The sequence below is a fragment of the Pseudomonas sp. FBCC-B1565 genome, from assembly GCF_059133265.1.
Genome location: NZ_CP101438.1, coordinates 2,094,947 through 2,120,895, shown reverse-complemented (window position 1 = coordinate 2,120,895; position 25,949 = coordinate 2,094,947). Strand labels below are relative to the sequence as shown.

The window sequence follows — 25,949 nt, the reverse complement described above, 5'->3', positions numbered from 1 at the left end:
TGCAAGCGGGCCCGAGAGATTACAGATTCCGCAGCGCGGCGACTACTGCGTCGCCCATTTCTTGCGTACCGACCTTGGTGCAACCCTGCGACCAGATGTCGCCGGTGCGCAAACCCTGATCCAGCACCAGGCTCACGGCCTGCTCGATGGCATCCGCCGCATCGCTCAAATTGAAGCTGTAACGCAGCATCATCGACACCGACAAAATGGTCGCCAGCGGGTTGGCAATGCCCTGGCCCGCGATGTCCGGCGCCGAACCGTGGCACGGCTCGTACATGCCCTTGTTATTGGTGTCCAGGGACGCCGACGGCAGCATGCCGATGGAACCGGTGAGCATCGACGCCTGGTCGGACAGGATGTCGCCGAACAGGTTGTCGGTGACGATCACGTCGAACTGCTTCGGCGCGCGCACCAGCTGCATGGCGGCGTTGTCGACGTACATGTGGCTCAGTTCGACGTCGGGGTAGTCCTTGGCCACTTCCTCGACGATTTCGCGCCACAGCTGGCTGGAGGCCAGCACGTTGGCTTTATCCACCGAGCAGACCTTCTTGCCACGCACGCGGGCCATGTCGAAGCCGACACGGGCGATACGGCGGATTTCGCTCTCGCTGTACGGCAAGGTGTCGTAGGCCTGGCGCTCGCCATTTTCCAGCTCGCGTACACCGCGTGGCGAGCCGAAGTAGATACCGCCGGTCAGCTCACGCACGATCAGGATATCCAGGCCCGCCACCACTTCCGGCTTGAGGCTCGAGGCGTCGGCCAGTTGCGGGTAGAGGATCGCCGGGCGCAGGTTGCCGAACAGGCCCAGTTGCGCGCGGATTTTCAGCAGGCCGCGCTCAGGGCGGATGTCTCGTTCGATCTTGTCCCACTTCGGGCCACCCACTGCGCCGAGCAGCACGGCGTCGGCCGCGCGGGCGCGGTCCAGGGTCTCGTCGGCCAGCGGTACGCCGTGCTTGTCGATGGCGGCGCCGCCGATCACGTCGTGGCTCAGTTCAAAGCCCAGGCTGTACTTGCTGTTGGCCAGTTCCAGCACCTTGACCGCTTCGGCCATGATTTCCGGACCAATGCCGTCGCCAGGGAGAATCAGAATCTGCTTGCTCATGGGTTCCTCATTTCATCAAGCGACCCGCCCGTGGGCAGGTCGGGAAAAATCAATCAGCGTTCGGCAAACACCACCAGCACGTCGGTGCTGAAGGTGCCGTCGGCTTGAATTTCGTAATAATCACGCACTTCCTGGCCCATCGCCTTTTGCAGCTCAAGGATCGCGGCGCGCAGGACCTGCGGCGTGCGCATGCGCTCGACCCACGAGGTGTATTCCAGGCGCAGGCGCTGGCGACTGCTGGTGCGCACATGCAGGCCGGACTCGCTGAGCTGCTGCATCCACTCGGCGGCGGCGTAGTCGCGCACGTGGCTGGTGTCGCGCAGCACTTCGACGGTTTGCAGGTAAGTGTCCAACAGCGGGCTGCCCGGTGACAAGACATCCACGAAAGCCGCCACACCACCCGGCTTGAGCACCCGACGCACTTCACGCAAGGCCAGGCCGAGGTCGCTCCAGTGGTGGGCCGAGTAGCGGCTGAACACGAAGTCGAACTCGCCATCGGCGAACGGCAGGCGCTCAGCGGCGCCGTTCACGGTGCGGATGTTGTCCAGGCCACGGTCCGTGGCAGCGGCGGCGACCACGTCGAGCATCTGTTGGGACAGGTCGTAGGCGACCACTTCCTTGACCAGTGGCGCAACGTGGAAGCTGACATGACCGGCACCGCAGCCCAGGTCCAGCAGTCGCGCACCGCCCTGCCCGGCCAGTTCGGCCTGGAGCAGCGCGAATTCGGTGCCCTGGGCGTGCACGGCACTGCTCAGGTAGGCGGAGGCTTGCTCGCCGAATTGTTTTTGCACGACTTGGGTGTGGGCGGTGGTGGTCATGGTGGTTTCCTTGGGTTTTGGGGTGTTGGTACTGGCGCTATCGCAGGCAAGCCAGCTCCCACAGTTGGAATGCAGTCCAATGTGGGAGTCGGGCTTGCCCGCGATGGGGCCCGCACGGTTACCGCCAATCAGGCATCGCGAAACAACCAAGGCTGGCTCGCCCGGTGCCTGGCTTCAAACGCGGCAATCGCATCGCCGTCCTGCAAGGTCAGGCCGATATCGTCCAGGCCATTGATCAGGCAATGCTTGCGGAAGGCATCCACCTCAAAGTGGTACACCTTGCCATCTGGGCGGGTCACGGTCTGCGCGGCCAGGTCGACGGTCAGTTGGTAGCCCTCTTCGGCCTCAACCTGCTTGAACAGCTCGTCCACTTCGGCATCGCTCAAGATGATCGGCAGCAAGCCGTTCTTGAAGCTGTTGTTGAAGAAGATGTCGGCGTAGCTCGGCGCGATGATGCTGCGAAAGCCATACTCTTCCAGAGCCCATGGCGCGTGTTCACGGCTGGAACCGCAGCCGAAGTTTTCCCGGGCCAGCAAGACGCTGGCGCCCTGGTAACGCTCGGCATTGAGCACGAAGTCCTTGTTCAGCGGGCGCTTGGAGTTGTCCTGGTAGGCGTAGCCCACGTCCAGGTAGCGCCACTCGTCGAACAGGTTCGGGCCGAAGCCGGTGCGCTTGATCGATTTCAAGAACTGCTTGGGGATGATCTGGTCGGTGTCGACGTTGGCGCGATCCAAAGGGGCGACAAGGCCGGTGTGTTGGGTAAAAGCACGCATCGGGTAATCCTCAGATCAATTCGCGAACGTCGATGAAACGACCGTTGACGGCAGCCGCAGCGGCCATGGCCGGGCTGACCAGGTGGGTACGCCCACCGGCGCCCTGGCGCCCTTCGAAGTTACGGTTGGAGGTGGACGCGCAATGCTCACCCGACTCCAGGCGGTCCGGGTTCATCGCCAGGCACATCGAGCAGCCCGGCTCACGCCATTCAAAACCGGCTTCGAGGAAGATCTTGTCCAGGCCTTCGGCTTCAGCCTGCGCTTTGACCAGGCCCGAGCCCGGCACCACGATGGCTTGCTTGATGGTCGAAGCCACTTTGCGACCCTTGGCGATCACCGCCGCGGCGCGCAGGTCTTCGATCCGCGAGTTGGTGCAGGAACCGATGAACACGCGATCCAACTGGATGTCGGTAATCGCCTGGTTGGCTTTCAAGCCCATGTACTTCAAGGCGCGTTCGATGGAACCACGCTTGACCAGGTCGGCCTCCTGAGCCGGGTCCGGCACGTTCTGGTCGACGGCCAGGACCATCTCCGGCGAAGTGCCCCAGCTGACTTGCGGCTTGATCTGGGCAGCGTCGAGCTCGACCACGGTGTCGAACACCGCATCGGCGTCGGAGACCAGGTCTTTCCAGGCTTCGACAGCGGCGTCCCAATCCTTGCCTTGTGGGGCAAATGGACGGCCCTTGACATATTCAACGGTCTTTTCGTCCGCCGCCACCATGCCCACGCGGGCGCCGGCTTCGATGGACATGTTGCAGATGGTCATGCGGCCTTCGATGGACAGGTCGCGAATCGCGCTGCCGGCGAACTCGATGGCATGGCCGTTACCGCCGGCGGTGCCGATCTTGCCGATCACAGCGAGCACGATGTCCTTGGCGGTCACGCCGAACGGCAACTGGCCTTCGACTTTAACCAACATGTTCTTCATCTTCTTGGCGACCAGGCACTGTGTGGCGAACACATGTTCCACCTCGGAGGTGCCGATGCCGTGGGCCAGGGCGCCGAACGCACCGTGGGTGGAGGTGTGGGAGTCGCCGCAGACCACGGTCATGCCCGGCAAGGTGGCGCCCTGCTCCGGGCCGATCACGTGCACGATGCCTTGACGCACGTCATTCATCTTGAATTCGGTGATGCCATATTCGTCGCAGTAGTCATCGAGGGTCTGTACCTGCAAACGCGACACCTGGTCGGCAATGGCTTCGATGCCGCCCTTGCGCTCAGGGGTGGTCGGTACGTTGTGGTCCGGGGTGGCGATGATGGAGTCGACGCGCCAAGGCTTGCGCCCGGCCAGCCGCAGGCCTTCGAACGCTTGGGGCGAGGTCACTTCATGGATGATGTGACGGTCGATATAGATCAGCGACGAACCATCGTCGCGCCGTTTCACTTCATGGGAATCCCAAAGCTTGTCGTAAAGCGTTTTGCCGGCCATCAGTCGGTCCTCATCAGCGGTGTTTCTCTATGCCGGGCTTTTCAATAACCCTTTGGCTTGTGAGGCTGATGGTATGGCGCTACATTAAATAACTCAAATTCATATTTTTTATGCTTTGGATTACCAACTGGAATACAACCATGGACCTGGCCAACCTCAATGCTTTTATCGCCATCGCCGAGACCGGTAGCTTCTCGGGCGCCGGTGAACGCCTGCACCTGACCCAGCCAGCCATCAGCAAACGCATTGCCGGCCTGGAGCAACAGTTGAAGGTGCGTTTGTTCGACCGCCTGGGCCGCGAAGTCGGCCTGACCGAGGCCGGACGGGCCTTGCTGCCACGCGCCTATCAGATCCTCAACGTGCTGGACGACACCCGCCGCGCCCTCACCAACCTGACCGGCGAAGTCAGCGGGCGCCTGACCCTGGCCACCAGCCACCATATCGGCCTGCATCGTTTACCGCCGGTGCTGCGCGCATTCACCCGGGAATACCCGAATGTGGCGCTGGATATTCAGTTCCTCGATTCGGAAGTGGCCTACGAAGAAATCCTCCACGGCCGCGCCGAAGTGGCGGTGATCACCCTGGCACCCGATCCCCACAATCTGGTGCGCGCCACCCCGGTGTGGGACGACCCGCTGGATTTCGTGGTGGCGCCGGAGCACAGCCTGATCAGCAACGGCCACGTCAGCCTGGCCGATATTGCCGGGCACCCGGCGGTGTTCCCCGGCGGCAACACCTTCACCCACCATATTGTCAGCCGGCTGTTCGAGGCCCAGGGCCTCACGCCAAATATCGCGATGAGTACTAACTACCTGGAAACGATCAAGATGATGGTGTCGATCGGCCTGGCCTGGAGCGTCCTGCCGCGCACCATGCTCGATGATCAGGTGGCAAGTATCGCTTTGCCGGGCATACAACTCAGTCGCCAGCTAGGCTATATCGTGCACACCGAAAGGACGCTGTCGAATGCTGCGCGGGCTTTCATGAGCCTATTGGATGCACAGGTCGATCTGCCAGGGATACCGGCATGAAACCGTGCGGCCTCCAGGTCTGAACTGAACCGCGCCTTACGCCCATCGAGCCAAGGCCCTTTGATAATGCGCAACCCCGTCGACTCCGTGCCACCCCTGCCCCGCATTTACGCCCTGGACCCTCAAGAGGCGGAACAAAGCTGGGACAGTGCCCCGCAACTGCTGGCCGCGCTCAATGCTGCCCGGCTGGGCGCCTGGTGCTGGGAAATCGACACCGGCAGGATAAGCTGGTCGCGGGGCACCCAGGCGCTGTTCGGCTTTGACCCGCGCCAGCCACTGCCCAAGGACCTGGACTACCTCGACCTGCTCGCGCCACAGGATCGTGCCCGCGTGGTGCGGGCCTTTCACGCGGTATTGGCCGGCGAGCCGTTCGAACAGGCGATGCATCACCATATCCAGTGGCCGGACGGCACCCACCACTGGCTGGAAATCAATGGCAGCCTGGCACCTGACAAAGCCGGGCGGCGGCGCATGATCGGGGTGATCCGCGAGACCACCCGCCAGCGCGAACGGGAGCACGCCCTCAGCCACTCGGAAAAACGCTTCGCCACGCTGTTTCACCTGTGCCCCAACATGGTCTTGCTGACGCGCCAGTCCGACGGATTGATCAGCGAGGCCAACCAGTATTTCGAGATGCTCTTCGGCTGGCCGGTCGCCGATGCCATCGGCCGCACCACCCTGGACCTGGGCCTGTGGCGCCATCCGGAACAGCGTGCGCAACTGGTCAAGGCGACCCAGCGCAAAGGCCTGCCCATCACCATGGAGGTGCAGTTCTGCGCCAGCAACGGCCAGATCCACGACGGCACCCTCAGCGCACAAAAGGTGGAGTTGGACGGCGAGGCTTACCTGCTCAGCACGTTCCTGGATACCACAGAGCGCAAAATAGCCGAGCAGGCCCTCAAGGACAGCCAGGAACGCCTCGACCTGGCCCTGGACTCGGCGCAACTGGGCACCTGGGACTGGCACATCCCCACCGGCATGCTCTACGGCTCAGCCCGCGCCGCCCAATTGCATGGCCTGCCGCCGGAGCCGTTCCATGAGTTCTTCGACGCCTTCTTTGACGGAATGCCCAATGACGAGCGCGAGAGCATGCGCAACGCTTATCGCACCCTGCGCGAAGGCCCGGCCGGCAACTATCAGCTGACGTATCGCGTGCCCATGGAAGACGGCAGCTCACGCTACCTCGAAAGCCGCGCCCGCCTGTACCGTGATGAGCACGGCGCGCCGCTGCGTATGGCCGGCACTCTGCTGGATATCACCGACCAAGTGGAACGCGAACAACGCCTGACCGCCTCCGAAGAGAAATTTGCCAGCCTGTTCCAGGCCAGCCCGGACCCGATCTGCGTTACCTGCCTGGAGGGCGGCGCGTTTATCGAAATCAACCCCGCGTTTACCCAGACCTTTGGCTGGACGGCTGCCGAGGTCATCGACAAAAGTGCCGAGCAGATCGGCCTATGGGACGAGTCGAGCAAGCGCCTGCAGCGTATCGAGCGGATGATCCGCGAGCAGGCATTGAACAATGTGGCGATCGTGGTGCATCACAAAAGCGGCCAAAGCCTGACCTGCGTGATTTCCAGCCGCCTGATCAAGGTGGGCGACCAGCCGTGCATCGTCACCACGCTACGCGATATCACCCAGCAGCAGCGCTCGGAAGCGGCGCTCAAGGCCAGCGAAGAGAAATTCGCCAAGGCCTTCCATTCCAGCCCCGATGCCATTTCCATCACTGAGCGCGACACCGGTCGATATGTGGAGGTCAATGACGGCTTCTGCCGCCTGACCGGTTATCGCGCCGAGGAAGCCATCGGCCTGACGCTGTATCAGATCGGCATCTGGGCCGATGAAAACCAGCGCGCCGCGCTGCTGGCCGAGTTGCAGATCAAGGGCCGCATTCATCATCTGGAAATGCTCTGGCACAACAAGCGCGGCGAGTTGCTGGCGGTGGAAGTCTCGGTGGAGCCCATCACCCTGAATGAAACCCCGTGCCTGTTGCTGACCGCCCGCGACGTGAGCCTGCTGAAAAATGCCCAGGCGCAGATCCGCCACCTGGCCTATCACGACCCGCTGACCAACCTGCCCAACCGCGCCCTGCTGATGGACCGCCTGAGCCAGCAGATCGCCCTGCTCAAGCGGCATAACTTGCGTGGCGCACTGCTGTTTCTTGACCTCGACCACTTCAAGCACATCAACGACTCCCTCGGTCATCCAGTGGGCGACACGGTGTTGAAGATTGTCACCGCGCGCCTGGAAGCCAGCGTGCGCATGGAAGACACCGTGGCGCGCCTGGGCGGTGATGAATTTGTGGTGCTGCTCAGCGGCCTGGAAGGGTCACGCATGGAAGTCAGCGGCCAGGTGCAGGCGTTGGCTGACACCTTGCGTGAATTGCTCTCGGAGCCGATGTTCCTCGACGGTCATCGCCTGCAGGTCACGCCAAGCATCGGCGTGGCACTGATTCCCGATCACGGCTCCACGCCGGCGGACTTGCTCAAGCGTGCCGATATCGCCCTGTATCGCGCAAAGGATTCGGGGCGCAACACCACGCAGATGTTTCACAACAGCATGCAAAAAACCGCCAGCGAACGCCTGCGCATGGAGACAGACTTGCGCCTGGCCTTGTCACGTGGCGAGTTCAGTGTGCATTACCAACCCCAGGTGGACGCGCGCGGCAACAAGATCGTCGGCGCCGAGGCCCTGGTGCGCTGGCAACACCCGCAACTGGGCGCGCAGTCGCCTTCCGAATTCATCAAGGTGCTGGAAGACAGCGGCCTGATCCTTGAGGTGGGCACCTGGATCCTGGATGAAGCCTGCGCGGCCTTTCAACAGCTGATCCACGAAGGCTTGGTAGACCCACTGAATTTCAGCCTGTGCGTGAACATCAGCCCCCGGCAGTTTCGCCAGAACGACTTCGTGGAGCGGGTGGAGCGCAGCCTCAAGCAACACCAGTTGCCGTTCAGCCTGTTGAAACTGGAGATCACCGAAGGCATCGTGATCCAGAACCTGGACGACACCATCAGCAAAATGCGCCGCCTGAAAAAGCTCGGCGTGAGCTTTGCGATGGATGACTTCGGTACTGGCTATTCATCACTCACCTACCTCAAGCGGCTGCCGGTGGATGCGCTGAAGATCGACCAGTCCTTTGTGCGCGACGCGACCCATGACCCCAACGACGCAGAAATCATCCGCGCCATTGTGGCCATGGCCCGCAGTTTGAATCTGGAGGTGATTGCCGAAGGCGTGGAGACCCCGGAGCAACTGGCGTTCCTGCAAAAACTGGGCTGCCATTTGTTCCAGGGTTATTTGCATAGCCGACCCTTGCCGATCGAGGGGTTCCGGCAACTGCTGAGGTAGCCCTCACACCAGTTTCAATGCCCACATTGCTCTATCGGACCACCCCGATGACGTCAAGCCGAGCTTTTGGCCGTACATGTCCACCGAGCCGTTTAATGCCAGCACCGAATGCGTATCGTCAGCGAGAGTACCAATGGCGCCGCCGGCCAACTCTTGCGCACTGCTCTGCCGCACATGGGCAATCAACCCCAGCCTGCGCAACGCCTGGCCTGGCGCTTCTCCGTCATTCAACGAGTGCATGGCATCCTCAAAACTGCGACCGGCACGCATGTCGTTGTTCTCCAGTTGCGCACGCTTGGCGCTCACGGCGTACAAAAAGTTGGCATCGTCCTTGAGCGCCAGGTCAGAACCGGCCAGGTTTGACCCCTGCTCGGCCTTGCGCCGCTCTTCATGGCTCAGAAACAGCTTGAAGCCATCGCGCATGATCACGTCAAAACCACCCGGTACAGCGCTGATGTTTTTGTAAATACCCGCAGGATTCTGACCAAATTTCATCATTGCGGCCTTGATCGCCGATATCGTGACGCAATTGCCCTCGGCACCTTGATAAAAGCCGCCCCATATATCCTTCGGTTTCATACCGACTGGCATCTGTGAAACAACCGTGTCATTGCTGAAGGGCGAAACCGTTTCGGGCCGGGGTTTGTCGTTGAACAGGCGGTAGCCGTAGCCTCGGCCAACACGGCGCCTTTCGGTGTAGTCGTGCACGACGCCACCGAGGACAAACGCACTGCCTCGGCTATGCGTCTCCAGCACTCCCGCCACCCCATCCCCGACCATCTGATGAGCCGAAACATATTGCGACAGCCCGTACAAGCCCATGCCCCGCAGGCACCGCAGGGTCGTCTCACCCTGCAAGGTATCAGCCAGGGCGCCGTCGAAACTGTGATAGCCGCCCGTAATCTGCTTGCGCTTGACATAGGCGGCAAGTGCGACGTTGGCGCTGTCAACGGCGCCACTGTCCGCACCGGTGAAGCGGGAAGCGCGCCTTGTCTGTTCGAGTTCATGTTGGGAAATCACCACCTTGAACTCGTCTTTCATGGTGATGGCGTACCCCCCCGCAACCGGCGTGAATTGGGTAAACATGTCTTTCGGGCTTGACCCAAAGGTTGCCATCATCATCTTGATGACCGCCGCATGGGTGCTGGTATCAAAATTCTCGCCAAAATGACGCCGAGAAGCTTCAAAACCGACGCCCTTTGCGGTCGGTTTGGCAACCGCCTGTCCCGTAGCGTGGGTAACGTGCCTGTAGTCCGGTGAACTCCACCAGCCGACAGGAGGAGCAAAGACAGCAAAGGTCATAAACCCTCCGAAACCAAATTGAATGAGTGAAAAAACGCTGCCCCCAACCAGCCCTCCCCAATCGCACCTGTGATCGGGGAGGCTGGATCCCTCATCAAGCTTTTAAGACGAGCCGGCTGACATCAAGACTCGTCTGCACCTCAGGCCCTTACCCCTTCCAATCGAGGATTCATGACCCTGCGGAGGACGGTGGGGGTTTTCACTTCTACAGTTGGCTCTGCATCAACCTTGTCCGAAGGTTGTGGCCCTGGAGTGGCCGGCGTCTGGACCTTCGGCTCTGCACCGACTGCTACCTCAGCCTTTTGCTCCCCGTTCGACTCGCCATTCACCTTGGGTTCAGTATCCGCTATCGCCTCTGCCTTCGACTGAGAAATGGTCTTTACTTCCGCGTCCGGCTGCGTATCCAGCGCCACGCGCGTCGACTGCCTCGGGGTAATGTCACGGATTTTTACTGGTTGGTTCTCCCCCCACCCCTCTGAACTAATCCGCACGTTGACACCGGCCTCCACGCGTACCCTGAACTGTTTACCTTCCTCAGCTGTAACGCTCACTTGCGTACTGCCATCTGGCATAACCTGCACCTGGGCATCACCACCCGACGTACCCACCTGCGCGTCACCGCCAACTTTCCCCTGAACGCTATTTCCGACAGTCTCCGCCGACGAACGATTGCTAAAACCCGTGATTTTCATCTGCGCGCCGCCACTCGCGTCGGCCTTGACATTACCGTCCTTGCCGGTTGTCACTGTGGTCGATTTATTATTATCGTCAGCAGTCTTCACTTGCATGGAGGTATCTGCACCGACGCTTACATTGCCGTCCTTGCCCACAGTAACTGTTGCCGTTTTATTGTCGCCGGTGGCTTTAACTTGCACAGAGCCGTCAGCACCAATACTGACTTTAGCGTCCTTATCCGCAGTAACTGTCGAGATATTATTATCGCTAGCAGTCTTCACTTGCGTGGAGCCATCTGCATTGATACTCACACTCGCAATACCACCGGAGAACCGTTCACTGTTCTTGGCAAAAGGTAACGGCTTCCCTTTGGAATTCACCCCGCCCTCCACAGACACTTCAATACCACTCTCCGTCATTGCGGTATGCGGAACTACTGTTGCGGCTTGAGAACTGAATGCCCTGCCGGACAAGAGGCTGCGCATGGCCTTGAAGACCAGATCAAACATCTCAAATAATTTTTCCAGCGCATCAGAGTTAACGGAAATCTCCTTTGCTCCCGTCAAAGGTTGATTAACGTCTCGGGCAGCACCTTTAATACCGAGATCCGTAGCGAGCGTGCTCACGCGCTCAACATCTTTCAGAAGACCAGTAGAACGTTGGCTTGCCGATTGGAGTTCCGGAACAAAAGCCTTAGGAGTGCCAAGCGATACATTGGACATCTTGTAACCTCATGATTAGTTATGTGCTGCCTCGAAGCATTTAGAAACTCGGACAGCAATTAATATAAAACTGGAAACAATCATCATCTCGCAGTCCCTATTTTCGTGGACCAAAACACGATCAAGTTCCAATAATCCAACTTCACATAAGGCAAACAAAATTGAAAATCAGATTTTAGCCTATGGCTGTTTGAGGAAACGCTCTACACCCACTGCGCCAGCGAACGCCGCATGGACAAACAAGGTAACAACCAAGCCCAAATCAAAAACAATGAAACCATTAACCCCCAACAAAACCCAACACTTATGCTAATTGCGCACAAGCACGTATCAGAAAACAATTAACTTGCGCTTCCCCCGGAAAACTAAAGCAGCAATCAAATAACTGCCTACATTCACGCTCCCACAATCAACATCAGTAAACATGAATGCCCTTGCCCTTCAGGCCCGGGAACATTCACTTAAACAGCGCACAAAAAAGGGCGCCAAGGGCGCCCACTCATCGATGCTTTTGCAAACTTATTAAATATGAACGCTATTTTTCAGCGCCGTCACTCACTGCGAGTCTACCGGCACCATACCGAGCAAACGACTCACTTGGGCCAACTCGGTTTCCCGGCGCATGGCCGTAAACAGCTCCACCGCTTCCGGATAGTTGCGCGTCAGCATCGCCAGCCATTGTTTCAAACGACCTGGTGCCTGACGCTCGGTCAGTTGCGCCACCGACTGGGTCCAGAAGTCCTGGAGCATGGGCTGCATCTGCGCCCAGGTCATTTCAACCACCTCCTCACCCGCCCGCGCCGCAGCGATCTGCCGCGCCAGGTCCGGGCGCGCCACCAGGCCACGGCCCAGCATGATGTCTTCGGCACCGCTGATTTCGCGGCAACGCTTCCAGTCTTCGACGCTCCAGATATCGCCATTGGCGAACACCGGCACCTTGACCACATCCTGCACCCGCGGGATCCATTCCCAGTGAGCGGGCGGCTTGTAGCCATCCGTCTTGGTACGCGCATGCACCACGATATGCGCGGCACCACCCTCGGCCAACGCGGTGGCACAGACCAGGGCGCCGTCCGGGCTGTCGAAACCCAGGCGCATCTTGGCCGTCACCGGGATGTGCGCCGGCACAGCACGGCGTACGTGCTCGACGATCTGGTTGAGCAACTCCGGCTCCTTGAGCAGCACCGCACCGCCACGGGACTTGTTGACGGTCTTGGCCGGGCAGCCGAAGTTGAGGTCGATGACCTGCGAACCGAGCTCACAGGCCAGGGCAGCGTTTTCCGCCAGGCACACCGGGTCGGAGCCGAGCAATTGCACGCGCAGCGGCACACCGGCAGCGGTGTGGGCACCGTGCAGCAGTTCCGGGGCGAGCTTGTGGAAATACGCGGGGGTGAGCAGGCGGTCGTTGACGCGGATGAACTCGGTCACGCACCAGTCGATACCGCCCACACGGGTCAGCACGTCCCGCAGGATGTTGTCGACCAACCCCTCCATGGGCGCCAAAGCAATTTGCATGGAAAACACTCAACAAAAATCGTGGCGCAGTTTACTGGGTTTCCCACAGCAACCGTTAACCCCCTGTCAGGGCGGGGCCATAACCGTCAAGGAATTCAGCCGGCATGCGCTTGGGCTTGCCAGTGGACAGCTCAATGCAGACGAAGGTGGTTTGTGCGCGCAACAGGGTCGCGCCGTCACGGGGGCGGACCAGTTGGAAGCGCCGGGTCATTTTCAGGCGCTGGTCCCAGTCGACGATCCAGGTGGCCAGTTGCAGCTCATCGCCTTCATAGCCAGCGGCCAGGTAATCGATCTCATGGCGCACCACCGCCATGGCGCGATCCAGGCGGCGATATTCGGTCAGGTCCAGGCCCAGGCGCTGGGAGTGGCGCCAGGCGCAGCGCTCCAGCCAGGACACGTATACCGCGTTATTGGCGTGCCCCAGGCCGTCGATATCTTCAGGAGCAACCTGCAGATCGATGATAAACGGCGTTGCCAAATCCCAGCCCATGCCTTGCTCCCAGTCGATTAATGTCGGCGGGGAGAGTGTATCAGGCGCTTTGCCGCTCCTGTAGACGACGGCCGGCCAACAACGCCAGCACAGCGTCGATCACGCGCGGATCGGCCAGGACTTTCTGGTGACCACCCTGCTCCAGGCGCAACAGGCGACTGTCGAACCAGGCTTCGTGGATGGCCTGAGAGGCTTTGACCGGGACGAAGGTGTCGTCTTCGGCATGGACGATCAGGCCCGGGATATTCATCTGATAGTGGGCCACGTCCAAATGCTTGAGCGGCATGCCGAAGGTCAGCTCGACCTCCTGGATAAACGCCGAACGTGCCCGCGCCGGCAAGCCGACCATCTTGGTAAAGCCGCGCAATACATCCAGAAACCGTGAGGGTGCAGCAATGCTCACCAACGCCTCCGTGCGCAGCCCCAACTGCACCGCCAACATCGCACTGGCACCGCCCATGGAGTGGCCGATGACGGCGTGCAGCGGCGGCAACTCGGCGGCAGCTTCAAACATGGCACGGGCAAACAGCAGCACATGGGCTTCACGCCCCGGCGAACGGCCGTGGGCCGGACCGTCGAGGGCAATCACCGAGTAGCCGTTGTCGACCAATGCGCTGATCAGGCTGGCAAACTGGGTAGGTCGGCCTTCCCAGCCGTGCATCAACAACACGGCAGGCCCCTGACCCCAGCGCAACGCGGACAAGCCGAAACGCAGGGTGATGCGCTCCGATTGCGCCAGCAGCGGCAGTTCCCAGTCACGTGGCGGCAGGTCGCGGGGCGTCATGAAGGCGCGACGCATGCGATTGGCGACCGTTTGTGGTGCCAGGTGCCCCAGCGTGCCGTTGAAACGACGAATCCAGGTAAGCGTGCCCATCATGCAGCCCTCTTCTAGCGCACAGCCGACTTGGCGGCGCGCAGCACACGGTCAGACAACTCGCCCGGTCCCAAGGCGCGGGCCAGGGCCAGGCCACCGATCATCAGCGCCATGTCAGCCAGGGCTTTGTCGGTGTCCTCGGGGCTGGCAGCCAACTGGGCGGCCATCAGTTCACAGTGCTCATTCAGTGCCTGGCGGAACTCATCCGGCAGGCGGCTCATTTCGCCGACCGTGGCGGGAATCGGGCAGGCCTGGGCGGTGGAGTCGCGGTGCTTGCGCGACAGGTAGAACGCCGCCACCAGGCTTCTGCGCTCCTCTCCGGTCAGTTGTGAGTCCATGTCATCAATCGACGCACGACGCTTGGCCAGCAACTGAGTGAAGGCCTCCAGCATCAATGCATCCTTGCTTTCGAAGTGCGCATAGAAACCACCGACCGTCAGCCCCGCCGCACCCATCACTTCACCCACACTCGGTTCGGCCGGGCCACGCTGGATCAGCGCGGCGCTGGCGGCCTGCAAAATGCGTTCGCGGGTTTGCGCTTTTTTATCGCTCATCATTGCCTCCGATGTTCATGGGTTGAATATTATTACCATAATAATATTTGGCAAGCGACAGGCATGACCGTTGGTCAGAAGAAAAAGCAAGGAGGGCAAAAGAATTGGCCAAACGCCAGACAAACAAAAGGGCCATTCAATAATTGAATGACCCTTAAAAATCCCGCAGAGCGGGTAATCGTGGCGTCCCCTAGGGGACTCGAACCCCTGTTACCGCCGTGAAAGGGCGGTGTCCTAGGCCACTAGACGAAGGGGACACAAACCTTCTGTACACTGATCAGGCTGAGGCTGATCGATCCAAGGACGGTGTGGCCGGAACCTTGGAACTGTAAATTGGTGGAGCTAAACGGGATCGAACCGTTGACCTCTTGCATGCCATGCAAGCGCTCTCCCAGCTGAGCTATAGCCCCGGATTTTTCGTCTCGCGACGTAGCAGGCCTTTCGAACTGCTTGGTGAAACTGGCGTCCCCTAGGGGACTCGAACCCCTGTTACCGCCGTGAAAGGGCGGTGTCCTAGGCCACTAGACGAAGGGGACAAAACCTTCTGTACAGCTGATCAGCGCTGAGAGCTGATCGATTCAAGGACGGTGTGGCCAGACCTTGAACCTGTAAATTGGTGGAGCTAAACGGGATCGAACCGTTGACCTCTTGCATGCCATGCAAGCGCTCTCCCAGCTGAGCTATAGCCCCTCATCGGTGAGGACGGGGCGAATCTTAATGGCGGTTTGGAAGTGTGTCAAATTTATTTTCAACAATTTCCAAAATTTTTTGCCGGGATAACAATCACTTACCGGCGTAACCCCGGAAAACCGGGGTTTCGTCGTTTCAACCGTGTGCTCAGGCGATGGCGCCCAGCAGCTTTTCCCACTCTTTGTTTTCTTTCTTCGACACACCACCAAGCAAATCAAGGGCTTGGCGCAGACGGAAACGCGTCAGGTCCGGGCCCAGGATTTCCATCGCATCAAGCACCGACACCGAACTGGCCTGCCCGGTGATCGCGGCAAACATCAACGGCATGGCATCACGCAATTTCAATTCCAGGGATTCCACCACCGCCTGGATCGTCGCGGTGATCGCATCCTTCTCCCACTGGCGCAGGCTTTCCAGCTTCCACAGGATCAACTGCATCAGTTGGCGAACCTGGTCGCCCGAGAGTTTCTTGGATTCAAACAGCTTGGCATCCGGGCTCACGCCCCCAGCAAAGAAGAAGCTGGCCAACGGCGCGACCTGGCTGAACGTCTCCACCCTGCCCTGCACCAGCGGCGCGATCTTCATCATGTACTCAGGGTTCAACGCCCACTGCTGCACACGGCTGGCGAACTCTTCCACCGGCAGATCACGCAGCCACTGGCCGTTGAGCCACGACAGCTTCTCGATGTCGAAGATCGGCCCGCCCAGCGACACACGCGACAGGTCAAAGTTGTCGACCATTTCTTGCAGCGAAAACTTCTCGCGCTCATCCGGCATCGACCAGCCCATGCGGCCCAGGTAGTTGAGCATCGCCTCAGGCATGAAACCCATGCGTTCGTAGAAGGTCACCGAAGTCGGATTCTTGCGCTTGGACAGCTTGCTCTTGTCCGGGTTACGCAGCAGCGGCATGTAGCACAGCTGCGGTTGTTCCCAGCCGAAGTACTCGTAGAGCAGGATCAGCTTCGGCGCCGACGGCAGCCATTCTTCGCCGCGCAATACGTGGGTGATGCCCATCAGATGGTCATCGACCACGTTGGCCAGGAAGTACGTCGGCAAGCCGTCGGTCTTCATCAGCACCTGCATGTCCATGCGGTCCCACGGGATCTCGACGTCACCGCGCAGCATGTCCGGCACCACGCACACGCCTTCGCTCGGCACTTTCATGCGGATTACGTGAGGCTCGCCGGCAGCCAGGCGCCGGGCCACCTCTTCTTTCGACAGCAGCAGCGCGCGGCCATCGTAGCGTGGGGTTTCGCCGCGAGCCTGTTGCTCGGCACGCATCTGGTCCAGTTCTTCGGCGGTGCAGAAGCACGGGAACGCATGGCCCATGTCGACCAGCTGCTGGGTGTACTGCTTGTAGATGTCGCTGCGCTCGCTCTGGCGATACGGGCCGTGCGGGCCGCCGACGTCCGGACCTTCCGCCCACGTAATGCCCAGCCAGCGCAAGGCATCGAAAATCTGCTGTTCCGACTCGCGGGTGGAACGCAATTGGTCGGTGTCTTCGATCCGCAGGATGAATTCACCGCCGTGCTGCTTGGCAAAGCAGTAGTTGAACAAGGCGATGTAAGCAGTGCCGACGTGGGGATCCCCAGTAGGCGATGGCGCGATGCGCGTGCGGACGGTGGTCATGGCAGGTCTCGAATGGGCGATAAAACTGAAAATTGAAACAAGGGGCGAATGGTAACAGCCTGGGGGATTTCTGGAAAACCGCGGCGCGGCTATCGGGGGCAAGCCCCCTCCCACATTTGACGGTGTTCACATATCGACTGTGGGAGGGGGCTTGCCCCCGATGAAACCACCGCAAATCAAACGGCCAGCAAGCGCTCACGCAACTTGCCGATCTCATCCCGCGTCTGCGCCGCCGCCTCGAACTCCAGGTCCCGCGCCAGCTGGTACATCTTCTCTTCCAGTTGCCGGATGCGCTTGGTGATCTCGCTCGGCGAGCGCAATTCGTTCTCGTACTTGGCGCTTTCCTCGGCAGCCTTGGCCATGCCCTTGCGCTTCTTGCTGCGCGAGCCCGGCACGGTGGCGCCCTCCATGATGTCGGCGACGTCCTTGAACACGCCCTTGGGCGTGATGCCATTTTCCAGGTTGAACGCGATCTGCTTGTCGCGACGGCGCTGGGTCTCGCCAATCGCCCGCTCCATGGAACCGGTGATGCGGTCGGCGTACAGGATCGCCCGGCCATTGAGGTTACGCGCGGCACGGCCGATGGTCTGGATCAGCGAGCGCTCGGAGCGCAAAAAGCCTTCTTTATCGGCATCGAGGATCGCCACCAGCGACACCTCCGGCATGTCCAAACCTTCACGCAGCAGGTTGATCCCCACCAGCACATCGAAGGTGCCCAGGCGCAGGTCGCGGATGATCTCCACGCGCTCCACGGTGTCGATGTCCGAGTGCAGGTAGCGCACCCGCACGCCGTGGTCGGCCAGGTAGTCGGTCAAGTCTTCGGACATGCGCTTGGTCAGCGTGGTGACCAGCACCCGCTCTTCCAGGGCCACGCGCTTGTTGATTTCCGAGAGCAAGTCGTCGACCTGGGTCAACGCCGGGCGGATTTCGATTTCCGGGTCGACCAGGCCGGTCGGGCGCACCAGTTGCTCGATCACACGGCCCGCATGCTCGGCCTCGTAGTTACCCGGCGTGGCGGACACAAAAATAGTCTGCGGGCTGATGGCTTCCCACTCATCAAAGCGCATCGGCCGGTTATCCAGCGCCGACGGCAGGCGGAAACCGTACTCCACCAACGTCTCCTTACGCGACCGGTCCCCCTTATACATCGCGCCGACCTGCGGCACGCTGACGTGGGATTCGTCGATCACCAGCAGCGCATCCGGCGGCAGGTAATCGTAGAGGGTCGGCGGCGGCGCCCCGGATTCGCGGCCCGACAGGTAGCGCGAGTAGTTTTCGATACCGTTGCAGTAGCCCAGCTCCAGGATCATCTCCAGGTCAAAGCGGGTGCGCTGCTCCAAACGCTGGGCTTCGACCAGTTTGTTGTTGGAACGCAGGTACTCCAGGCGCTCGGCCAGCTCGACCTTGATGCCCTCGATGGCGCCCATCAGGGTTTCACGCGGGGTCACGTAGTGGCTTTTCGGATAGAAGGTGAAGCGCGGCAGCTTGCGGATCACCTCGCCGGTCAACGGGTCGAAGGCCGACAGGCTCTCGACTTCATCATCGAACAGCTCGATGCGGATCGCTTCCAGGTCGGATTCGGCCGGGTAGATGTCGATCACGTCGCCCCGCACCCGGAAGGTCGCGCGGGCAAAGTCCATGTCGTTGCGGGTGTATTGCAGGCTGGCCAGGCGGCGCAGCAGTTCGCGCTGGTCGAGTTTGTCGCCGCGATCGACGTGCAGCACCATCTTCAAATAGGTTTCCGGGCTGCCCAGGCCGTAGATGCACGACACCGTGGTGACGATGATCGCGTCCTTGCGCTCCAGCAGCGCCTTGGTCGCCGACAGCCGCATCTGCTCGATGTGGTCGTTGATCGACGCATCCTTCTCGATAAAGGTGTCGGAGGACGGCACATAAGCTTCAGGCTGGTAGTAGTCGTAGTAGGAAACGAAGTACTCCACCGCGTTGTTCGGAAAGAACGCCTTGAACTCGCCATAGAGCTGCGCGGCCAGGGTCTTGTTCGGCGCCAGCACCAGGGTAGGACGATTGATTTGCGCGATCACGTTGGCGATGCTGAAGGTCTTGCCCGAACCGGTCACCCCGAGCAGCGTCTGGTGCGCCAGGCCGGCTTCGATGCCTTCGACCATCTGGCGAATGGCTTCCGGCTGATCGCCAGCGGGTTCAAAACGGGTGACGAGTTGGAAATCCGACATAACGTACCTCGTGTAGTCACCCCAGACTCGAAACCGCCAGGGACGAAATAGCTCAGCAACCCGCGAATGATCATCGCAGGTTGCAGGAAAAAACCATGATAGCTGTAGAAGTGGTGCCGAATGTGACGGGTTTCAAGACCATCGTCCTACGTGCCGTGCCGGATCAATGTTGCAATAAGACTAACGGTCAGCAAATAAACCGAAAAACTTGGCCGAAAAGCCATTTCGGCTGTCGCCCTCAGCAGTGATGGGCTCTATACTAGCTCCCCGTTTGTGCACCGCTCTAGTGCATTCGGCTGGAGCGCGACACGTCCCTCCTACCCCCCATAGAGCTGCCGCAAAAATGAGCCTGTTCTCCGCTGTCGAAATGGCACCACGCGATCCTATCCTGGGCCTCAACGAAGCATTCAACGCCGATACACGAACCACCAAGGTCAACCTTGGCGTGGGCGTTTACTGCAACGAGGAGGGGAAGATTCCACTCTTGCGTGCCGTTGCCGAAGCGGAAGCCATTCGCGTGGCACAACACGCCGCCCGTGGCTACCTGCCGATCGATGGCATCGCCGCCTACGACAAGGCTGTGCAAACCCTGCTGTTCGGCGCTGAATCGCCACTGCTGAACGCTGGCCGCGTCACCACCGTACAAGCGGTCGGCGGCACCGGCGCACTGAAAATCGGCGCTGACTTCCTCAAGCAACTGCTGCCCAACGCTGTCGTCGCCATCAGCGACCCGAGCTGGGAAAACCACCGCGCGCTGTTCGAAACCGCCGGTTTCCCGGTGCAGAACTACCGCTACTATGACGCCGCCACCCACGACGTGAACCGTGCCGGCCTGCTCGAAGACCTCAACGCCCTGCCGCCAAAGTCCATTGTGGTGCTGCACGCCTGCTGCCACAACCCGACCGGCGTCGACCTGAGCCCGGCCGACTGGCAGAACGTGCTGGACGTGGTCAAGGCCAAGAACCTGGTGCCGTTCCTCGACATGGCCTACCAGGGCTTTGGCGACGGCATCCACGAAGACGCCGCAGCGGTGCGCCTGTTCGCTGAATCGGGCCTGACCTTCTTTGTGTCCAGCTCGTTCTCCAAGTCGTTCTCCCTGTATGGCGAACGGGTGGGCGCACTGTCCATCGTCGGCGAGTCCAAGGAAGAAAGCGCGCGCATCCTGTCCCAGGTCAAGCGTGTGATCCGCACCAACTACTCCAACCCGCCCACCCACGGCGCGGCGATTGTTGCCGCAGTGCTGAACAGCCCTGAGCTGCGCGCCCAGTGGGAAGCCGAACTGGCCGAAATGCGCCTGCGCATCCGTGGCATGCGCGAGCAGATGGTCGCAACCCTGGCCAAGGCTGCTCCGGGCCACGACTTCAGCTTCGTCGGCCGCCAGCGCGGGATGTTCTCCTACTCTGGCCTGACCGTTGAGCAAGTTACCCGCCTGCGCAGCGAATTCGGCATCTACGCACTGGATACCGGTCGTATCTGTGTGGCGGCGTTGAACCAGTCGAACATTGATGCAGTCACAAAGGCAATCGTTCAGGTGCTGTAAACCTGTAGCCGTTGCACCAGAAGGGGAAGCCGATGGCTTCCCCTTTTTCGTCTCCAGCCCCTAGACTGAACCTCGACCGCCCCTTTGCTGTGAGTACCTTATGAGAAACGACGACCTGGACCTGCGTGCCGACCGCGACGAGCTGGACCACTTCCCCCCGCGTGCACCGCAAGCAAAGCGCCAGAAGAGCCTGGTACTGCAAGTGGCGCTCGGTGTATTCCTTGGCGGCCTGGCGCTGTGGCTGGTGCAGTTGGGCGCAACTGCAATCATGGCAAAACTGGCCATGGGCACCCTGCAATTCGGCGGCTGATACCAATCACAATCTAGGAAGCAACCAGATCGCGTTCCTCCAACAGCTTTACAAAGCTGTTGAGGCTCTGCGACACCGTCCCGCGCCGCCAGATCAGCCAGGTATTCAAAATCCGGAAGTTGTCCGTCAGCGGCCACACACTCACCGCCGCCGACCCCGGCATGCTCTCGAGCATGCTGCGCGGCATCAGCGCCAGCCCGGCGCCGGCACTGACGCAGGCGAGCATGCCGTGGTACGACTCAATCTCGAAGATCTTGCCCGGCACCGCGCCGTCCTGTGAGAACCAGCGCTCAAAATGGTGCCGATACGAGCAGTTGGAGCGGAAGGTGTAGATGTTCTCGCCATTCACATCCTGACCACGCTTGATCGGCGCATGATGCAGCGGCGCAATCACCACCATCTCTTCTTCAAACACCACCACCCCCTCCAGCGTGGCATGCAGCACCGGCCCATCGACAAACGCCGCCGCCAGCCGTCCCGATAACACCCCTTCGATCATCGTGCCCGACGGTCCGGTGCTCAGGTCCAGCTCGACCTTGGTGTGCTTCTGGTTGTACGCCGCGAGCAACGCCGGGATACGCACCGCCGCCGTGCTTTCCAGCGAACCGAGGGCAAACGCGCCCTGGGGTTCCTCCCCCGCCACGGTCGCGCGGGCTTCCTGCACCAGGTCGAGGATGCGCCGCGCATAGCCGAGGAAATTCCAGCCCGCCGGCGACAGGCGCAAGCGGCTTTTCTCGCGGATAAACAATTCCACGCCCAGGTCCTGCTCCAGCTGCTTGATACGCGTGGTCAGGTTCGACGGCACGCGGTGAATCAACTGCGCGGCGGCGCTGATGCTGCCTTGCTCGGCAACGGCCTTGAAGATTTCCAGCTGCACCAGGTCCAAGTCATTCTCCAATCGTGAATGTATTGCTTAATATTATTCAGTTTCCAGAAAAGAGCTAGCCCCGTAGGCTGAACCCAATCTCATCATTCAGCAGGACGGTGCCATGAACGCGACTACCCACGCCCTCTCGATCAACCCGGCCACCGGCGAAACGGTCGGCAGCTACCCGTATGAAACCGCGCAGCAACTGGACGCCGCCCTCGAGCGCGCCACCCTCGCCTTCCGCACCTGGCGCCGCCAGCCGGTCAGCCAGCGCGCCGAGTTGCTGCTGAGCCTGGCCAGCGCTCTGCGCGAACAAGCCGAAGACATGGCGCAGATGATCACCCTGGAAATGGGCAAACCCATCGCCCAGGCCCGTGCCGAAATCGAAAAGTGCGCGCAGCTCAGCGAGTGGTACGCCGCCCACGGCCCGGCCATGCTCGCCCCGGAACCGACCCTGGTGGACAACGGCAGCGCCCAGATCGAATACCGCCCGCTGGGCCCGATCTTCGCCGTGATGCCGTGGAACTTCCCGGTGTGGCAAGTCCTGCGTGGCGCCGTACCGACCATGCTGGCCGGCAACACCTACGTGCTCAAACACGCGCCGAATGTGATGGGCAGCGCTTACCTGATCCAACAGGCGTTCCGCAAAGCCGGTTTCGACGAAGGCCTGTTTGAAGTGGTCAACGTGACCAACGACGGTGTGTCCAAGGCCATCGCCGACCCACGCATCGCCGCCGTCACCCTCACCGGCAGCGTGCGCGCCGGTATCGCCATCGGCTCCCAGGCCGGCGCCGCGTTGAAAAAATGCGTGCTGGAACTGGGCGGCTCCGACCCGTTCATCGTGCTCAACGACGCCGACCTCGACGCCGCCGTGCAAGCCGCCCTGATCGGCCGTTTCCAGAACAGCGGCCAGGTCTGTGCCGCCGCCAAGCGCCTGATCATCGAGGAAGGCGTGGTGGAAGCCTTCACCGCCAAATTCCTCGAAGCCAGCCGCGCCATGGTGATGGGCGACCCGACTTCAGCCGCCACCTACATCGGCCCGATGGCCCGCTTCGACCTGCGCGACGAGTTGCACGGCCAGGTCCAGGCCACCCTGGAAGAAGGTGCGACCCTGCTGCTGGGCGGCCATAAAGTACCCGGTGCCGGCAATTACTATGCGCCGACCGTACTGGCCAACGTCACCGACCAGATGACCTCGTTCAAACAGGAACTGTTCGGCCCCGTGGCCTCGATCATCACCGCCCGCGACGCCGACCATGCGGTGGCCCTGGCGAATGACAGCGAGTTCGGCCTTACCGCGAGCATCTTCACCAGCGACCCGGCGAAGGCGCGGGACATCGCCAATCAGCTGGAAACCGGCGGCATCTTCGTCAATGCCTTCAGTGTTTCAGACCCACGGGTGGCGTTTGGTGGGATCAAGAAGAGTGGCTTCGGGCGTGAGTTGTCGCACTTCGGCGTACGGGAGTTCTGCAATGCCCAGACCGTGTGGCTGGATCGCAAATAAATCAGAGCAGCGCCTGACCTGTGGCTCACCACAGGCATGCGGTGGCCTGAAATTGTTTATGCACGAATATGCCGCCGCACACACTGCACCAACCCCTCCAGCGCCTGCGACTTCACTGGCGCGAGCACACAGACCGTGTGTTCGCGCTGGTCCTCCTTCACCGTCAGGGTGTAATGCACCTGGCCCGGGTTACCGGGCGCGGGTTCACTGCTTTGCGGCAGCTGAAAGAAGTCGCACGCCTCGACCAACTGCCGCAACTCCTGCTGGTCCTGCTCGGGCAGGCTGTCCAACTCAACTGTACGCGGCTTGGCCAGGCCCGGAAAAAAAGCAGGCCCGCCGTTTTCCTTCAGCGAAATTTGCATGGCTGTTCCTCACGTCAGACCGAAATACCGACCGCCTTCCAGCCCTCCTTGACCGCCTTCTGCTCATCCTTGTTCGCACCGTAGAGTCGACCGGCAACATCGTAGGTAATGCGCGCAAAGCGCAAAAACCCTGAGTTCGGTCGCAACCGCGCATCGCGCAATGCGTCGTACCAGATGCGCCCGGCACGCTCCCAGGCAAACCCGCCGATGTTTGTCGCCACCTGGTAGAACGCATGGTTGGGAATGCCGGAATTGATATGCACCCCGCCATTGTCCTCGTAGGTCTGCACAAAATCATCCATGTGCCCGGGCTGAGGGTCCTTGCCCAGCAGCTTGTCGTTAAACGCGGTGCCCGGGGCTTTCATCGAGCGCAGCGCGGTGCCTTTGATCTTTTTGGTAAACAGCCCTTTGCCGATCAGCCAATCGGCGTCCTCGGCCTTTTGCTTCAACGCATACTGCTTGATCAACGAACCGAACACGTCCGACAGCGACTCGTTCAACGCCCCGGACTGGTTGAAATACATCAGCTTGGCCTCATCCTCGGTGACACCGTGGGCCAGTTCATGGCCAATCACGTCGAGGGCTACCGTAAAGCGGTTGAACAGCTCGCCGTCCCCATCACCGAACACCATCTGGGTCGAGTTCCAGAACGCATTGTTGTAGTTCTGGCCAAAGTGCACGGTAGCGTCCAGGGCCATGCCGGCATCGTCGATGGAGTTGCGATCGAACACCTGGTCGAAAAAATCGAAAGTGGCGCCCAAGCCATAATAGGCCTCGTCCACCGCCGCGTCGCCACTGATGGGCTGGCCTTCGCCACGGATCAGTTTGCCCGGCAGGCTGTCGGTGCCCTCGGCGCTGTAGATCGAACGCCGTTTGTCGGCGCCCATCGCCAGCGCCAGGTGCGCCGGCCCCTTGGCAGGCACCGCGACCATGCGCAGTGAGCGGAACGTGCTGTCCTTGGCGCGGGTACGCAGCGCGACATCCCGTTGCGCTTTGTCACCGTTACGCGCGATCTGGTCGAGCATATACGGCGGAATCAGGCAGAAAATCGGGTTTCGGTAATGGCGATCACACATTGGCTGGCTCCTTGTTGGCGTGTGCTGAACGTCCGGGTGACCGTTTGAGGATAGCCCCCAGGGGTTGGTGCGCATGATCAATTGTCATTAACCTATGTTGCAGTCGTGTTTATCCAAGGAGGACTGACCGATGCCCGCACGTAAAACCAAAATCGACCTCGCCTACCGCCCCCGGCTCGCCGACCTGCGCCCGTTGATCGCGCCGAGCCCCACGCTGCTGGAGGCCAGGGCAGCGACACCCCGCGTCACCCCGGCCAAAGACTTGAAGGACCGGCGCGGTTACGCAGAAGACTTTCTCGGCAGCTTCGGAGTGCCCTGGCCCACGCTGGAAGAAGCGTTGGCGAGCGATGCCCAGAAGCGCCTGGACTACACGCACTTCTCCATCACGATGTCACGTGCCAAGCGCCTCGCGCTGTATGTGGGCGTGAACATCGATGGCGGGCAGCATGTGGACATCATCCGCAGCAACGACACCTGGGCCTACGATGGCCGCCTGCCGGTCGACGCCCAAGTCGGCGAAGCGCTGTATGCCAGCAACGGCCTCGACCGCGGCCACCTGGTGCGCCGCCAAGACCCCAATTGGGGCGATGTGGCGCAAACCGCCAACCTCGACACCTTCCACTTCACCAACTGCTCACCGCAGATGAGCGGGTTCAACCAGAAGACCTGGCTGGAACTCGAAGACTACATCCTCGACAACACCCAGCGCTGGAAAGCCCGGGCCACGGTGTTCAGCGGCCCGGTGTTCGCCGACGACGACCGCGTGTACCGGGGCGTGCAGATCCCCAAGGCGTTCTGGAAGGTGGTCGCCTACCTCAGCGATGACGGCAAACCTTCGGCCAGCGCCTACATGATCGATCAGAGCCGCGAACTGGGCCAGTTGGAGCTGGTGTTCGGCCAGCTGCGCACCTACCAGCGCAGTGTGATCCAGATCGAGCGCCTGACCGGCATCCGCTTCGGCAACCTGGCCGACTACGACGGCTTCAGCAACGAAGAACGCGCCACCGGCACGCGGATTGAAGCGCTGATCCAGGGGCCTGAAGACATTCGTCTTTGATCAACGCTTCACAGGTTGATCCGCGTTGACAACTGACACTCACCACGACGCGAGGCGAGCCGCTCTTGATCTGGCTGATACGATTCCATCA

21 protein-coding genes and 4 tRNA genes are annotated in these 25,949 nt (G+C 60.9%); 6 read left to right on the top strand and 19 right to left on the bottom strand.

Annotated elements, in window-relative coordinates:
• Nucleotides 1-19: 19 nt before the first annotated feature.
• The 4 genes from leuB to leuC all read right to left on the bottom strand — a co-directional run bounded on the left by leuB (nt 20) and on the right by leuC (nt 4,122).
• Entirely contained in the window at nt 20-1,102 is a 1,083-nt protein-coding gene (leuB, locus tag NL123_RS10025) for a 3-isopropylmalate dehydrogenase (protein WP_017737859.1), read from the bottom strand.
• 53 nt (nt 1,103-1,155) lie between these two features.
• Nucleotides 1,156-1,920, bottom strand: a complete 765-nt coding sequence (locus tag NL123_RS10020; protein ID WP_248483087.1) for a class I SAM-dependent methyltransferase — start codon at nt 1,918-1,920, stop codon at nt 1,156-1,158.
• Nucleotides 1,921-2,048: 128 nt separating this feature from the next.
• Entirely contained in the window at nt 2,049-2,693 is a 645-nt protein-coding gene (leuD, locus tag NL123_RS10015; protein WP_058426887.1) for a 3-isopropylmalate dehydratase small subunit, read from the bottom strand.
• A gap of 10 nt (nt 2,694-2,703) precedes the next feature.
• Nucleotides 2,704-4,122: a 3-isopropylmalate dehydratase large subunit gene (gene leuC, locus NL123_RS10010; RefSeq protein WP_058426888.1), complete on the bottom strand. Its 1,419-nt coding sequence runs from the start codon at nt 4,120-4,122 to the stop codon at nt 2,704-2,706.
• A gap of 140 nt (nt 4,123-4,262) precedes the next feature.
• Here leuC and NL123_RS10005 point away from each other — a divergent pair, with 140 nt between their 5' ends.
• Together NL123_RS10005 and NL123_RS10000 are read left to right on the top strand one after the other, a co-directional pair.
• A complete protein-coding gene (locus NL123_RS10005) occupies nt 4,263-5,153 on the top strand; it encodes a LysR family transcriptional regulator (protein ID WP_248483090.1) in 891 nt (296 codons plus the stop codon).
• A gap of 66 nt (nt 5,154-5,219) precedes the next feature.
• Nucleotides 5,220-8,498: an EAL domain-containing protein gene (locus NL123_RS10000; RefSeq protein WP_494357686.1), complete on the top strand. Its 3,279-nt coding sequence runs from the start codon at nt 5,220-5,222 to the stop codon at nt 8,496-8,498.
• Nucleotides 8,499-8,501: 3 nt separating this feature from the next.
• On the opposite strand, the gene NL123_RS09995 is transcribed toward NL123_RS10000, so the two are convergent.
• The 12 genes from NL123_RS09995 to uvrB form a co-directional block, all read right to left on the bottom strand.
• Complete coding sequence (locus NL123_RS09995) at nt 8,502-9,800, bottom strand: hypothetical protein (protein ID WP_248483094.1); 1,299 nt, start codon at nt 9,798-9,800, stop codon at nt 8,502-8,504.
• A 140-nt stretch (nt 9,801-9,940) separates the two neighbouring features.
• Nucleotides 9,941-11,197 (bottom strand): hypothetical protein, encoded by a 1,257-nt coding sequence (locus NL123_RS09990; RefSeq protein WP_494357685.1) that lies wholly within the window; start codon nt 11,195-11,197, stop codon nt 9,941-9,943.
• Between the two features lie 555 nt (nt 11,198-11,752).
• The gene (locus NL123_RS09985; RefSeq protein ID WP_248483098.1) at nt 11,753-12,712 is read right to left on the bottom strand and encodes a tRNA dihydrouridine synthase; all 960 of its coding nucleotides are present in this window, start codon (nt 12,710-12,712) and stop codon (nt 11,753-11,755) included.
• Nucleotides 12,713-12,767: 55 nt separating this feature from the next.
• Nucleotides 12,768-13,202 (bottom strand): acyl-CoA thioesterase, encoded by a 435-nt coding sequence (locus NL123_RS09980; RefSeq protein WP_033901813.1) that lies wholly within the window; start codon nt 13,200-13,202, stop codon nt 12,768-12,770.
• A 40-nt stretch (nt 13,203-13,242) separates the two neighbouring features.
• Nucleotides 13,243-14,076 (bottom strand): alpha/beta hydrolase, encoded by an 834-nt coding sequence (locus tag NL123_RS09975; protein WP_494358291.1) that lies wholly within the window; start codon nt 14,074-14,076, stop codon nt 13,243-13,245.
• 14 nt (nt 14,077-14,090) lie between these two features.
• On the bottom strand, nt 14,091-14,630 hold the full coding sequence (locus NL123_RS09970) for a TetR/AcrR family transcriptional regulator (RefSeq protein WP_058426896.1): 540 nt from the start codon (nt 14,628-14,630) through the stop codon (nt 14,091-14,093).
• 181 nt (nt 14,631-14,811) lie between these two features.
• Nucleotides 14,812-14,887, bottom strand: a tRNA-Glu gene (locus tag NL123_RS09965).
• 77 nt (nt 14,888-14,964) lie between these two features.
• A tRNA-Ala gene (locus tag NL123_RS09960) sits at nt 14,965-15,040 on the bottom strand.
• A 50-nt stretch (nt 15,041-15,090) separates the two neighbouring features.
• A tRNA-Glu gene (locus NL123_RS09955) sits at nt 15,091-15,166 on the bottom strand.
• 78 nt (nt 15,167-15,244) lie between these two features.
• Nucleotides 15,245-15,320, bottom strand: a tRNA-Ala gene (locus NL123_RS09950).
• Between the two features lie 147 nt (nt 15,321-15,467).
• Nucleotides 15,468-16,949, bottom strand: coding sequence for a glutamate--tRNA ligase (gene gltX, locus NL123_RS09945; protein ID WP_248483100.1), 1,482 nt, complete (start codon nt 16,947-16,949; stop codon nt 15,468-15,470).
• A gap of 176 nt (nt 16,950-17,125) precedes the next feature.
• Nucleotides 17,126-19,141, bottom strand: coding sequence for an excinuclease ABC subunit UvrB (gene uvrB / locus NL123_RS09940; RefSeq protein ID WP_248483102.1), 2,016 nt, complete (start codon nt 19,139-19,141; stop codon nt 17,126-17,128).
• 343 nt (nt 19,142-19,484) lie between these two features.
• On the opposite strand from uvrB, the gene NL123_RS09935 reads away from it, so the two are divergent.
• Both NL123_RS09935 and NL123_RS09930 read left to right on the top strand, forming a co-directional pair.
• Complete coding sequence (locus NL123_RS09935) at nt 19,485-20,681, top strand: amino acid aminotransferase (RefSeq protein ID WP_248483105.1); 1,197 nt, start codon at nt 19,485-19,487, stop codon at nt 20,679-20,681.
• Between the two features lie 100 nt (nt 20,682-20,781).
• A complete protein-coding gene (locus NL123_RS09930) occupies nt 20,782-20,991 on the top strand; it encodes a hypothetical protein (RefSeq protein WP_092250320.1) in 210 nt (69 codons plus the stop codon).
• Between the two features lie 13 nt (nt 20,992-21,004).
• Here NL123_RS09930 and ptrR read toward each other — a convergent pair whose 3' ends face one another.
• Nucleotides 21,005-21,877: a putrescine utilization regulator PtrR gene (gene ptrR / locus NL123_RS09925; RefSeq protein WP_494357684.1), complete on the bottom strand. Its 873-nt coding sequence runs from the start codon at nt 21,875-21,877 to the stop codon at nt 21,005-21,007.
• 103 nt (nt 21,878-21,980) lie between these two features.
• On the opposite strand from ptrR, the gene NL123_RS09920 reads away from it, so the two are divergent.
• Entirely contained in the window at nt 21,981-23,363 is a 1,383-nt protein-coding gene (locus NL123_RS09920; protein ID WP_494357683.1) for an aldehyde dehydrogenase family protein, read from the top strand.
• 56 nt (nt 23,364-23,419) lie between these two features.
• Here NL123_RS09920 and NL123_RS09915 read toward each other — a convergent pair whose 3' ends face one another.
• Nucleotides 23,420-23,725: a protealysin inhibitor emfourin gene (locus NL123_RS09915; protein WP_071490119.1), complete on the bottom strand. Its 306-nt coding sequence runs from the start codon at nt 23,723-23,725 to the stop codon at nt 23,420-23,422.
• 14 nt (nt 23,726-23,739) lie between these two features.
• The gene (locus NL123_RS09910; protein ID WP_494357682.1) at nt 23,740-24,801 is read right to left on the bottom strand and encodes a M4 family metallopeptidase; all 1,062 of its coding nucleotides are present in this window, start codon (nt 24,799-24,801) and stop codon (nt 23,740-23,742) included.
• A 130-nt stretch (nt 24,802-24,931) separates the two neighbouring features.
• Here NL123_RS09910 and NL123_RS09905 point away from each other — a divergent pair, with 130 nt between their 5' ends.
• Entirely contained in the window at nt 24,932-25,858 is a 927-nt protein-coding gene (locus NL123_RS09905; RefSeq protein WP_494357681.1) for a DNA/RNA non-specific endonuclease, read from the top strand.
• The last annotated feature ends 91 nt before the right edge of the window (nt 25,859-25,949 follow it).